Source organism: Niallia sp. Sow4_A1, assembly GCF_052116745.1.
Taxonomy (GTDB): domain Bacteria; phylum Bacillota; class Bacilli; order Bacillales; family Cytobacillaceae; genus Niallia; species Niallia hominis.
In genome coordinates this window covers 14,542-26,668 of the sequence record NZ_JBQKKM010000008.1, presented here as the reverse complement: position 1 = coordinate 26,668, position 12,127 = coordinate 14,542, and the positions used below count along the sequence as shown (strand labels likewise).

The following is a 12,127-nucleotide window of genomic DNA, read 5'->3' as shown; positions in this document are numbered from 1 at the left end:
ATGAAGAAATGGTTTATTGGTTTTCTCTTAAATATACAGTTCTTTACGGCGATACCAGTGAGAAAGGAACTTCCAATGGAAGGGGAATTTCTTCAGAAAAGTATAAAGACATTCCCTTTGCTAGGACTTTTTCAAGGCTTTATTTATATGAGCTTCTTCTTTTTGCTAAAAGAATATACGCCGTTTACAGCACTTGCAGTAGCTTTTTTTGTCTGGGCCAGTACGATTTTGTTAACTGGAGGGCTTCATTTAGATGGCTGGATGGATGCAAGTGATGCTTATTTTTCTTATCAGGATAGGAAGAAAAGATTAGAGATTATGAAGGATCCACATGTTGGCGCCTTTGGTCTTTTATCCGTCATTCTGTTATTGAGTGCGAAGTTTCTTTTTATCTATGAAATCGTGACACGTATGCAAGACTTTACCTATCTTTTTGTCATGCTCCTGCCGTTATTTTCTAAAGCTGTAATGGGATGGATCTTGCTATTTGTTCAAGAGGCAAAGAATGACGGGCTTGGCGCATACTTTAAAAGGTCTGTTGAAGGGCAGCGAGCATTTTTTTATAGTCGCTATTTTGCACTTGTTCTTCTATTTATCATCTTATTGAATACACAATGGCTGCCACTGTTCTTTCTGTTTCTCTTTATTAGCATCTGCAGCTATATTTTATTAAGTCGATTTATGAAGCGAGCTTTTGGGGGATTAACAGGTGATTTATTAGGGGCAAGTGTAGAAGGGACGGAACTGGCATTATGGGCGACACTATGGTTATTGCATTATTTCGTCATGGGTTAACTGCCGAAAATGAACGAAAAGCATACATTGGCTGGCTGGATGCTCCTTTAAGTGAAAACGGGAAAGCGGACCTTTATGAAAAAGGAAGCCCAGTGTCTAAATATGAATGGATAAGTACAAGCGATTTATTGCGAGCGAAAGAGACAGCAACTTATTGGTTTCCTGAACAGAGCATACACAGTACTCCTAATTTTCGAGAAATAAATTTTGGAGAGTGGGAAGGAAAAACATATGACCAACTAAAAGAGCTCCCTGACTATTGCAAATGGCTAAATGCTCCGTTTACAGTTTCAGCAACAAATGGAGAATCCTTTAAAGAGTTTGTTATGCGAGTAGATACAGGCTGGGATCTTTTAATTGAGCAGAGTAAGAAAAGCGATCGAATGGCAGTTGTCACACATGGTGGGGTTATTCGTTATTTACTTAGTAAATATGGTGTAACAGAAAAGGAGTTTTGGGATTACAGCATTTCGCCAGGAGAGGGCATCGAACTAATATGGTCCAATAAAGAAAGGTTTAGGAGGAAGGAAAGATGCACTTTATTACAGGAGGTAGCTTTCACGGGAAAAAAAGCTGGGCAGTCTCCTTTACGAAGGAGCAAGGATTTACAGTAGGAAAGGTCCTCCGTTTGTTTGATGAAAAGGAAATAAAGATTACAACGGATGAGAAGGATTCCTTTTATATGTTAGAAGGGTTGGAGTGGATGATTAAAAATCGTCTGAAAGAAGAAACGTTGGAGCAAACGATCCATTATCTAGAAAAACAAGTAGAGACTTTACTTCAATGGGAAAGAGAAGAGAAAAAGCGCTGTGTGTTTATTATTGGTAGCGATATTACGAAAGGCATCGTACCGATTGAAAAGGAAGATCGCTTTTGGCGAGATGCTACAGGACTGATTTTTCAACGAATTGCAGCAGAGGCAGATAGAGTGGATGTTATTTGGTATGGGTTGAATGAGCGATTAAAGTAGTTGGTGAATTTGGTTTGTGGGTGACTGGTAGGGAGGCTATGGGATTAGTGAAAGTGGTTTTTAAAAGCGGGATGAACGCTGAAATCCGAAGCGGGCAAGAGAAAAGTGGTTTTCAAAAAGCAAGACAAGTTCTAAAGCAACAAAGCAACTACAAGAAAAAAATTACATTTAACGTAAAAAGCACTAATCGCAAAAACACTAAACAAATAAACAGAAAGAGGGATAGAATATGCGAATTTATACAAAAACAGGTGATAAAGGGGAAACTAGTATAATTGGGGGAAGAGTATCAAAGGATGACATTCGTGTAGAAGCATACGGTACAGTAGATGAATTAAATTCTTTTGTTGGATTGGCAGTTGCGCAATTAGCGGGAGAACAATTTGCTGATATTAAAGAAGACTTAGAGAAAATTCAGCATGAATTATTTGATTGTGGGGGAGATTTAGCGAGTATCTCAAAAAGAAGAGAATGGAAGTTAACAGAAGAGGCTATTGCCTATTTAGAGGAACGAATTGATGCTTTTATGGAAGAGACGCCGGATTTGGAGCGATTTATTTTGCCGGGAGGGACAGAAGCAGCAGCGACTGTGCATCTAGCACGAACAGTGACAAGAAGAGCGGAACGCTTAGTGGTGACATTGGTGAAAACGAATGAAGATATACCGGAATTGCCATTAAAATATTTAAATAGACTTTCTGATTACTTTTTTGCGCTTGCAAGGGTGATTAATTATAGAAGCGATGTGGCAGATGTCGAGTATGTACGTAGTGCAAAGGTATTTCGAACAACTAAAAAGGGAGAGAGAAATGAACGTAAAGAAGATTAATATCCTTGCTATTTTTATTGCAATTTCGGTTATTGGTGCTTTTATAAAAATTCCAAGCTTCATTGGAAGTGTTGCACTCGATAGTTTTCCGAGTCTTATTGCGGGTGTATTTTTAGGTGGGATTGCTGGAGGAATAGTAGCTGCTTTCGGTCATCTGGTGTCTGCTTTGATTGGAGGACTCCCACTCGGAATTTTTCATTTATTTATTGCGATAGAAATGTGTTTGCTTGTTTTTATTTTTACTAAAATCTATCAGAATGGAATTAGAATTATCTCCTATTTATGGTTTGTGTTAGGAAATGGAGTTCTACTGCCCCTTCCTTTCTTATTCCTAATGGGAAAAGGTTTTTATATTTCTATGGTTCCAGTATTGTTGATCGGTGCTGTATTAAACGGCATTATTGCTCAGCTGTTAATGCCGAGGCTAGAATCTTTCCTTAAAGGGTGGGGAGAGGCGAAGCAATGAGAGATGTACAAATTGTTCCCTGGAATCAAGAAGAAGTAATGGTTATTAGTGCAGATAATAGTGGAGGGATTGGGCAGAAAGAAGAGGATCAAGTTTCCGTTCCCTATGATATAGTTTCTTATTTTTCTTTTCGCGTAGCAGTTATGGAATGTTTGGCAGCAGGAGGAATCCCGTTTTCGGTAATTTTGCAGAATTTTTGTGGAAATGATGCTTGGATTCCCCTTGTAACAGGTATACATAAAGGAGTGCAGGAGCTTGGGTTAGATGGTGAGCTTGGAATAACAGGCAGTACAGAGAGCAATTTTTCCTTCTGTCAATCAGCTGTTGGGCTTACGATTCTTGGAAAAAGACAAGCTGATTTCAAGGAGACATCCATTGTAAATGGAAGAATTGCGGTTATTGGAAGTCCCCTTGTTGGGGAAGAAGTAATGTTACAGGAAGATAAAGTTGTTCCCTTATTTTTGTTTTCTCATTTTGCAAAGGAAGTAAAATGTCGATTACAGCCAGTTGGCTCTAAGGGAATTCTTTATGAATTAGGACAGTTAAAGGGGAAGCTTTTTCAAGAAGAAGAAGTGACATGCTCTGTTGATCTTTTAAAATCTTCTGGTCCAGCTACATGCTTTATTGTCGAGTATGAAAAAGAAATGGAATCAGAAATAAAAAGGTTGGCAGGTGGCTATTTTCATGAAGTACTTGTTTCTTTGAGATAAGATAAAGGAGCAAGGATAATTTTTCTTTCTTAGGGAGAAATTTTAAATAAATAAGCTCCAATTTAGCCCTTTTTTCATATGGTAATAAGAGTTAAAATGGAAAAGGATTATTAGGGTCTGATTAAATTGTTATTTGACTTACATGTTTTCTTTTTAAAGGTCTGGTTCTAGTGGTAGAATAAACAAGTGCATTGATTAAATGGAGGTAACTCATAATGAAAAAGAAACTTGGATTATTATATGGCGGAAAATCTGCTGAACATAAAGTTAGTATGCAAACAGCAATGGCAGTAATTAAAGCATTAGATACAGATAAATATGATATTCATCCAATTTACATATCGGAGAGTGGTGAATGGGTGCGCGGACCACAATTAATGGGACCTGTTGAAAATGTAAAAGAGCTTGCGTTTAACTCACAGGAGCAAATCGGATCAAATGCGCTTTCTACTACTCTCTTCCAAGCAAATGATGAGGCTTCCTTAGATGTTATTTTTCCATTACTTCATGGACCAAACGGCGAAGATGGAACCGTACAAGGATTGCTGGAACTTCTGAATCTTCCTTATGTTGGAAATGGTGTTTTAGCATCATCAGCGGGAATGGATAAAGTAATTATGAAGAATATATTTGAAGTAGCTGGACTAAACCAAGTAAAATATAATTCTTTTATCCGCAGTGACTGGCAAAGTAATAAAGCGGCAGCGTATGATCGTGTGGAAAAGGAATTAGGTTTTCCTTGTTTTGTCAAGCCTGCTAATCTTGGATCAAGTGTAGGAATTAGTAAATGTACGACTAGAGAAGAATTAGAAACTGCCTTTATCGAAGCATTCCAATTTGACCGCAAAATTATTGTCGAAGAAGGCTTAATAGCTAGAGAAATTGAAGTAGGGGTACTAGGAAATGATCACCCAGAAGTTTCTGTAGCAGGAGAAATTGTTCCGAAAAAAGATTTTTACGATTATAAAGCAAAGTATGAGGATGGAGATACAGCTTTAATTATTCCAGCAGAAGTTACAGAATCTGAATATGCTGCTATTAAAACAGATGCGATTAAAGCATTTAAAGCACTTGATTGTTCTGGCCTTGTACGTGCAGATTTCTTCCTTACAAAAGAGGGGGAAGTTTATATTAATGAAGTAAATACAATGCCTGGATTTACACCGTTCAGCATGTTCCCATTATTATGGAAGCACACAGGTTTAGAATATGATGCTTTAATCAATAAATTAGTAGATCTTGCAGTGGAAAGACATACAGAAAAACAAAATATCAAATATACGATTTAATAGAGAAGAAATGGGAAGGCATTTGTTAATTGGATGCTTGTTAACCGATTCAGATTGCTCCATAGTAAATAGACTTTAGAACATGTATATTTGTATAACAACGGTCAAAAGGAGAGGTGAGAATAATACCTCTTCTTTTGTTCCATCAAATATCAGGTTTCAGCGGAAAATAATAAATATTTTTTTAATAAACTATTGGAAAAAGGAGGTTTTTTCGTGATTAAACGTACATATGCAGAAATAGCAAAAATGGCCGGCAATGTGGATTCTTTCACGCAATTTGCGGATGTTCAAATTAATGGGGTAACCATTGATTCTAGAAAAATTGAAGTAGGGCAATTATTTATTCCATTTAAAGGAGAAAGAACGGATGGGCACCAATACGTCGAAGATGCGATAAAACGAGGAGCAGCTGCAGCTTTTTGGCAAAAGGATGTTCCGAATCCACCAAAGAATCTGCCGCTTATCTTTGTTGAGGATTCTTTAACAGCTATTCAAGCTCTTGCTAAAAGCTATCTTCAGCAGTTGAGTGTTAAAGTAGTAGGAATTACAGGAAGCAATGGGAAAACTTCTACAAAGGATATGACAACTAGTCTCCTTTCTTTAAAATATAAGGTGCAAAAAACAGAAGGGAATTATAATAATCATCTTGGTCTTCCTTTAACTGTTCTTGGTTTAGAAGAGGATACGGATATTGCTGTCTTAGAAATGGGAATGAGTGGAAGGGGAGAAATTGACTTTTTGAGCAGACTAGCTGAACCCGACATTGCTGTTATTACCAATATCGGCGAATCCCATATGCAGGATTTAGGCTCAAGAGAAGGAATCGCAGAGGCGAAGTTAGAAATATTAAATGGATTAAAAGACAACGGCAGATTCATTTATTTTGGTGACGAGCCACTTCTTTCAAGTCGTATGAAAAATAGTACTCTTGATAAGAAAACCTTCGGGATGAATCCTTCTAATGATTTATATCCTCTTCATATCCAGACACAAAACAATGGCAGTGTTTTTCATATTAATAAGATTTCTGATCCATTTGAACTACCGGTTCTCGGAAATCACAATATTTTAAATGCATTAGCGGCAATGCTTGTGGCAGAGTATTTTAACATTCCTTTTGAAGTAATGAATAAAGGACTACAATCATTAAAGCTTACTAATATGCGTATGGAATTAGTGGAAGGAAAATCAGGTGTTAAAATTATTAATGATGCTTACAATGCCAGTCCAACTTCGATGCTTGCTGCAATTGATGTTCTAAAAAAGCTGCCAGGCTATAAACAGAAAATCGCTGTTCTCGGTGATATGTTAGAGCTTGGGGATAATGAAGAGACATTTCACTATGAAATAGGCGAAAAACTAGAGGGAATTGATTATGTTTTGACATATGGAAATCTGGGAAGTTTTATTGCAAGAGGTGCGAAAACGGCTCTCCCAGAAGATCGTATATTTACCTTCCAGGACAAAGTACCGTTAATACAAACATTAACCCATTATGTAAATAAAGAAACAGTAGTTTTAGTTAAAGCCTCTAGAGGAATGAAGCTGGAGGAAATCGTTAAGGCTATTCAATAGTTGAAAGAGGCCAGCCGATAGATAAGCGGAAAATCGTTTTCTTGTAGGTTTGGCTTTTTTAATTTAGCTAATTTGTCTTTTGACAACAACAGGCGTCATTATAAAGGGAAAGTTCAAGTGTTGGAAAAATTACCTTTATAGTGTAAAATAACTCTAAAAGGAGTGGCTATAATATGACAGCTTGTATGTTTATACATGGATTTACAGGTTCCCCGATGGAAGTGGAACCACTGGCTACATATATTCAACAACATTCCAATTGGGAATGTATCATCCCCACACTACCTGGCCATGGAAATGAATTGAGATTAAAGGGCATTATGTATAATGAATGGCTTTTGCATGCAGAAGATACGTTAAGAGATTTATTAAAAAGACATGATACCGTATATGTTGTCGGATTTTCGATGGGAGGATTAATAGCAAGCTATTTAGCAACAAAATATCCTATTAAGAAATTAATCCTATTGAGTGCAGCAGCTTATTATGTGAATTTTGTCCAGCTTCAAAAGGACATAAGAATAATCTGTGCGGATTTTTTTCGAGGGCGAATGAGAGAAAATGAGTTATTTACTCGCTATATAAACAAAATAAAAAGTACCCCATTAGCTGCTACTATCCAGTTCCGAAAGCTTGTCCAATATGTGAGACCATTGTTGTCTAACATCCACGTACCAACTTTGATTGCCCAAGGAGAGAAAGATGGCATTGTGCCATTGAAAAGTGCAAACTATTTATACAATACCATTCGCGCTGAAAACAAGAAAATCATCTATGTAGAAGATTCCAAGCATTTAATTTGTCATTGTGAGAGAAAAGAATTATTATTTCAAGAAATAATAACATTCCTCAAGGAGCCCTCATAAATTAGAAGTGACAACATAAAAATTCTGATGTATAGAAGTTTGCTTGAATGGAAAGAGTAGGATAGGCAAGCTTTGCCCTTCTATACTCTCCAATTAAGCATTGTTAGAGAGAACAATAGGAAAAAGATACTATTTCTATAGGAAATGATAAACGAACGCTGCAAACTCTCTTTTGTGTAAAACGTTTACAATGCGAAAATGGGGAAAACATGTATAAAACGTAGATTTTCGAATACCCAATTTATTGCAAAGCGTATTTCTTAGTGATAAGATTATTTTAAAAAGTAACGTGAAGAAACATAACATTTGGGGCATAATGTTAGTAAAGTATAAACATTCTATTTTAAACGATAAATTAGTCAAATAGAGAGAAATGATCTAAAGTCCCACTTATAAACTTCATTATGACTGTCACTTCCTGCTTATGGGAATTTGAGGGATAGCTTGGAAATCAACTGTCCTTAAAGGTCCGAATGGTTCAACTGACAATCGGTGGGAGAGAAGGGTAAACACCACTGACGAAAGGTTCCCTTGATAAGAAATGCTTTGTTATGAATGAGTTGTTTTCTTTTTAAAGGTAAGTATGTGTTATTTCTTTGTATTTGGCTAACTTTTCTCAGATTAGCTAATTTGTTTAAAGCTCCGTGAAAAGATCATGTTGTTTTCGAACGTGAATTTTGAAGATTCTCTATGAGAGAATAGACATTATCACAAATTGGTAACAGAGCTATTAATAAAATAATAAATAGAAGTCATTTGAAATTTCCTCCTATTTAGAACTTGGTTAAATAGTATCTCATAACTAATAAGACTTAAATAGTAGCATATACCTCATCATTCTCCTGATAAAGGTTGTAAGGCTATTGAAACCAACAATAACTTTCATCATTTATATAATAACGACTATCGTTTCTTTTTAATTGTATGGGGAAAGGCATAATGTGATGAATACGATATGCCATTTTAATATGTTTTCATTTAGAAAGTGAGGTACATACGAATGGTTGACATGATGGAGTACATCCATCTGTTTATGGATATTTTTAATGACTAGAAGGAGATTGGATATATTGGTAAAGTTTCAAGATTTAGGTATTAGTCCTGCTACAATGAAGGCATTAAAAAGAATGGGCTTTGAAGAAGCTACACCTATTCAGGCAGAAACTATTCCATTAAGTCTTCAAAATAAAGACTTAATTGGTCAAGCGCAAACAGGAACTGGGAAAACAGCAGCTTTTGGAGTGCCATTGGTGGATAAGATTGATGTTGCAAAGGAAGTAATCCAAGGGATTATTATTGCACCGACAAGAGAGCTTGCTATTCAAGTATCAGAAGAATTATATAAAATCGGCTACGGAAAACGTACAAGAGTTTTATCTATTTTTGGCGGACAGGATATAAATCGCCAAATCCGTGCTTTAAAGAAAAATCCCCATATTATTGTCGGTACACCTGGACGTATATTAGATCATATTAATCGTAAAACACTTCGTTTGGATAGTGTCAAAACGGTTATATTGGATGAAGCAGATGAAATGCTGAATATGGGATTCATTGATGATATTGAATCAATTCTTTCAAAAATCCCAACAGAAAGACAAACATTATTATTCTCAGCTACTATGCCAGCACCAATTAGAAAAATGGCTGAGCGCTTCATGAAAGATCCAGAAGTAGTAAAAGTGAAAGCGAAGGAAATGACAGTACCATTAATCGAACAGTATTATATTGAAACACAGGAGAAAACGAAATTTGATATTCTAACAAGACTATTGGATATTCAATCGCCTGAGTTGGCAATTATTTTTGGTCGCACAAAACGTCGTGTTGATGAACTTTCTGAGGCATTAAATCTGCGTGGTTATACAGCAGAAGGTATTCATGGAGATTTAAGTCAGGCAAAACGTATGTCTGTACTTCGTAAATTTAAAGAAGGAACCATTGATGTACTTGTCGCAACAGATGTAGCAGCACGCGGACTGGATATTTCTGGTGTAACGCATGTATATAATTTCGATATTCCTCAAGATCCAGAAAGCTATGTTCACCGTATTGGCCGAACTGGCCGTGCTGGCAAAGAAGGTGTCGCTATTACATTCATTACGTATAGAGAAAGATCTTATCTTCAAGTTGTGGAAAAAACAACAAAGAGAAAAATGGAAAAAATGATTCCGCCAACAGTGGATCAAGCAATTGAAGGTCAGCAAAAAGCTGTGATTGAAAAAATTTCGCAAATTATGGATGAAAACAATTTAGATTCATACCGAAATGTAGCAGACGAATTATTAGAGCAAAAAGATGCTTCTACAATCGTTGCAGCAGTTCTAAAAATGCTGACAAAAGAACCGGATACAACACCTGTTAAGTTAACAGAAGAGAAACCACTACCGGTTAAACGTGATCGTAGACCATATGATAAAAATAATGATCGTGGTGCTCGTAAAAATTATAATTCCCGTCAACGACAAGGTTATAGCAGTAACAAACGCCAAGGACAATCAAGTGGTGGATACAATAAATCTAAGTCTTACCGTTAAGCTTAGCATGAAAAGCCTCAATGAAAAAATTACTTCATTGAGGCTTTTCTTATATTTGATAGAAAAAATCTGAAACTACTTTCTCCTATTTTCGTATATAGTTAGTATAAACAGACAAAATGTAGAAAAAGGGGGAAAGTAATTGATAGCGATACCTCAAAATAGATTATCGAAAAAGGGAATAATTGTTTGGCGAATAACAGGAGTAATATCCTCTCTTATCATGATGGCTATTGGCGGTGGTGTAATCACACTGGCTATTCTTTTTGACTGGCATATTCTGATAAGTATAGGGATAATTATTTATCTTCTTGTTCATACAGTGCTGACCATTGGTATTCTACCACCTTTAAAATGGAAGAGGTGGAGATACGAAGTCAGAGGAGATGAAATTGAAATTCAGCAAGGTGTCATTGTAATTAAGCGAACTCTAATTCCGATGATTAGAGTTCAACATGTAGACATGAAGCAGGGACCATTGTTAAGGAAGTATGAGCTTGCGACAGTTTCTATTTCTACTGCTGCTACTATCCATGAAATTCCTGTGCTTGAAGTAGAGGAGGCAGAGGAAATAAGACATTATATTTCTAGCAAAACGAAGGTGGCGGAAGAGGATGTTTGAAAAAAGAAGACTTCATCCTATTTCGGTTCTTTATATAATTTTAAAGCGTCTAAAAGAATTGATTTTCCCTTTTATAGGAATTATTGTACTTGGAGGAAAGCCTTCAGACTGGGGATTATATACGATTTTAGGAGCAATCCTGCTCCTTGTTGTGATTTTAATTAGTGGTTTTTTGCACTGGAATTATTTTACTTATTACGTTGTAGGAAATGAATTGCGTATCGAGTATGGGGTATTTGTTAAGAAAAAGAGGTATATACCCTTTGAACGAATTCAAAGTATTGATTTTACTGAAGGGATTTTTCATCGTCCGTTCCGTCTGGTGAAAGTTAAGATAGAAACAGCAGGGGGCGTAGAAGCAGAAGGTGAGCTTACAGCTATATCAAAAAAGCTTGCCGAAGAGCTAAAAAGATATATCATAAAAAAGAAAAACGAAGAAATAGTATTGGAAGAAGAGATAGAAGAGATAGAACCTGTTCAACAAGAAATCTATCGTATCACGAATAAACAGTTAGCTATTTTGGCCACCACATCTGGTGGAGTGGGAGTGATTATTTCCGCGATTTTCGCCTTCGTTTCCCAGTTTGAAGAATTAATTCCAATCAAAAGAATTTATGAGCAAGTTCATCAGTTCATTACAAGTGGATTGGCCTTAATTTCTATCGTTGTATTTATTTTATGTGTATTATTATGGATTTTATCTTTGTTTATTACATTGCTCAAATATGCGAATTTTACTTTATCAAAGACGAATGATGATTTGATTATTACACGGGGGTTAATTGAGAAAAAGCAAATTACGATTCCGTTAAAACGCATTCAGGCAGTTAAAGTAACGGAGGCTATGCTTCGCCAACCATTTCATTTAGTAGGCGTATCCTTAATTAGTGCAGGAGGATCTTTTAATGATATAGAAGCTGCAAATGTATTGGCAGTTCCCTTGTTAAAGAAAAAGGATTTACCGCAATTACTAAAGGAAGTGGTTCCTGAATATGAATGGAGTGAGCAGCTAATACCACCACCAAAACGGTCTGTTTGGCGATATATTGTTAAAAACAGCTGGATTGCACTACCTATTATTAGCACACTCATTTATTTTTTTCATGGATGGGGAATGCTATCGTTATTGCTATTATTGATTTTACCAATGTGGGGATATTGGAATTATCGCTCAGCAGGCTATGCTATCTTAGGTAAACAACTAACCTTATCCTTCCGTCAATTCCACAAGACGACATTTATTATGAAGCGTAATCGTATTCAAGCTCTCTATTATACAGAGGGATGGTGGCAAAGAAAGGGAGAGCTTGCCTCGATTGAAGGAGTAGTTCTTTCTGGTGCCGGGGGGGCAACGGGTGTGGTTACAGACCTTTCAAAAGGTGATGTGAAGAAGGTTTATGAGTGGTATTCCTATAGATAAGAAAAGAAGGTTGCTATAAAGGCAGCCTTCTTTTGTAATAAGCTA

The 12,127-nt window shown here is 36.3% G+C and carries 12 protein-coding genes; all 12 read left to right on the top strand.

The annotated features are described in order from the left end of the window. The 12 genes from cobS (at nucleotide 1) to ACTQ5K_RS06350 (ending at nucleotide 12,082) form a co-directional block, all read left to right on the top strand. Nucleotides 1–795: an adenosylcobinamide-GDP ribazoletransferase gene (gene cobS / locus ACTQ5K_RS06405; protein WP_031536284.1), complete on the top strand. Its 795-nt coding sequence runs from the start codon at nucleotides 1–3 to the stop codon at nucleotides 793–795. After that, entirely contained in the window at nucleotides 765–1,409 is a 645-nt protein-coding gene (locus ACTQ5K_RS06400) for a histidine phosphatase family protein (protein ID WP_048717456.1), read from the top strand. Before cobS ends, ACTQ5K_RS06400 begins: the two co-directional genes overlap by 31 nt. Beyond that, on the top strand, nucleotides 1,328–1,765 hold the full coding sequence (locus ACTQ5K_RS06395) for a bifunctional adenosylcobinamide kinase/adenosylcobinamide-phosphate guanylyltransferase (RefSeq protein WP_284561691.1): 438 nt from the start codon (nucleotides 1,328–1,330) through the stop codon (nucleotides 1,763–1,765). The genes ACTQ5K_RS06400 and ACTQ5K_RS06395 overlap by 82 nt, the downstream gene beginning before the upstream one ends. Nucleotides 1,766–1,994: 229 nt before the next feature. Continuing rightward, entirely contained in the window at nucleotides 1,995–2,594 is a 600-nt protein-coding gene (locus tag ACTQ5K_RS06390) for a cob(I)yrinic acid a,c-diamide adenosyltransferase (protein WP_031536287.1), read from the top strand. Beyond that, on the top strand, nucleotides 2,575–3,060 hold the full coding sequence (locus ACTQ5K_RS06385; RefSeq protein WP_031536288.1) for an ECF transporter S component: 486 nt from the start codon (nucleotides 2,575–2,577) through the stop codon (nucleotides 3,058–3,060). Before ACTQ5K_RS06390 ends, ACTQ5K_RS06385 begins: the two co-directional genes overlap by 20 nt. Further along, entirely contained in the window at nucleotides 3,057–3,770 is a 714-nt protein-coding gene (locus tag ACTQ5K_RS06380) for a hypothetical protein (protein WP_031536289.1), read from the top strand. The genes ACTQ5K_RS06385 and ACTQ5K_RS06380 overlap by 4 nt, the downstream gene beginning before the upstream one ends. Before the next feature lie 215 nt (nucleotides 3,771–3,985). Beyond that, complete coding sequence (locus ACTQ5K_RS06375) at nucleotides 3,986–5,059, top strand: D-alanine--D-alanine ligase (RefSeq protein ID WP_031536290.1); 1,074 nt, start codon at nucleotides 3,986–3,988, stop codon at nucleotides 5,057–5,059. Nucleotides 5,060–5,275: 216 nt separating this feature from the next. Beyond that, on the top strand, nucleotides 5,276–6,637 hold the full coding sequence (locus ACTQ5K_RS06370; protein WP_031536291.1) for a UDP-N-acetylmuramoyl-tripeptide--D-alanyl-D-alanine ligase: 1,362 nt from the start codon (nucleotides 5,276–5,278) through the stop codon (nucleotides 6,635–6,637). 173 nt (nucleotides 6,638–6,810) lie between these two features. Next, the gene (locus tag ACTQ5K_RS06365) at nucleotides 6,811–7,503 is read left to right on the top strand and encodes an alpha/beta hydrolase (RefSeq protein WP_031536292.1); all 693 of its coding nucleotides are present in this window, start codon (nucleotides 6,811–6,813) and stop codon (nucleotides 7,501–7,503) included. 1,046 nt (nucleotides 7,504–8,549) lie between these two features. After that, a complete protein-coding gene (locus tag ACTQ5K_RS06360; protein ID WP_081836568.1) occupies nucleotides 8,550–10,040 on the top strand; it encodes a DEAD/DEAH box helicase in 1,491 nt (496 codons plus the stop codon). Nucleotides 10,041–10,182: 142 nt separating this feature from the next. Further along, nucleotides 10,183–10,662, top strand: coding sequence for a PH domain-containing protein (locus tag ACTQ5K_RS06355; RefSeq protein ID WP_031536294.1), 480 nt, complete (start codon nucleotides 10,183–10,185; stop codon nucleotides 10,660–10,662). Beyond that, on the top strand, nucleotides 10,655–12,082 hold the full coding sequence (locus tag ACTQ5K_RS06350; RefSeq protein WP_031536295.1) for a PH domain-containing protein: 1,428 nt from the start codon (nucleotides 10,655–10,657) through the stop codon (nucleotides 12,080–12,082). The genes ACTQ5K_RS06355 and ACTQ5K_RS06350 overlap by 8 nt, the downstream gene beginning before the upstream one ends. Nucleotides 12,083–12,127 lie beyond the last annotated feature (45 nt).

Excerpts from the sequence above, each read along its gene's own strand:
- ACTQ5K_RS06390 (WP_031536287.1), top strand. The coding sequence starts at position 1,995 with ATGCGAATTTATACAAAAACAGGTGATAAAGGGGAAACTAGTATAATT.
- ACTQ5K_RS06360 (WP_081836568.1), top strand. The coding sequence starts at position 8,550 with ATGACTAGAAGGAGATTGGATATATTGGTAAAGTTTCAAGATTTAGGT.
- ACTQ5K_RS06380 (WP_031536289.1), top strand. The coding sequence starts at position 3,057 with ATGAGAGATGTACAAATTGTTCCCTGGAATCAAGAAGAAGTAATGGTT.
- ACTQ5K_RS06395 (WP_284561691.1), top strand. The coding sequence starts at position 1,328 with ATGCACTTTATTACAGGAGGTAGCTTTCACGGGAAAAAAAGCTGGGCA.
- ACTQ5K_RS06365 (WP_031536292.1), top strand. The coding sequence starts at position 6,811 with ATGACAGCTTGTATGTTTATACATGGATTTACAGGTTCCCCGATGGAA.
- ACTQ5K_RS06385 (WP_031536288.1), top strand. The coding sequence starts at position 2,575 with ATGAACGTAAAGAAGATTAATATCCTTGCTATTTTTATTGCAATTTCG.
- ACTQ5K_RS06375 (WP_031536290.1), top strand. The coding sequence starts at position 3,986 with ATGAAAAAGAAACTTGGATTATTATATGGCGGAAAATCTGCTGAACAT.
- ACTQ5K_RS06400 (WP_048717456.1), top strand. The coding sequence starts at position 765 with ATGGTTATTGCATTATTTCGTCATGGGTTAACTGCCGAAAATGAACGA.
- cobS (WP_031536284.1), top strand. The coding sequence starts at position 1 with ATGAAGAAATGGTTTATTGGTTTTCTCTTAAATATACAGTTCTTTACG.
- ACTQ5K_RS06350 (WP_031536295.1), top strand. The coding sequence starts at position 10,655 with ATGTTTGAAAAAAGAAGACTTCATCCTATTTCGGTTCTTTATATAATT.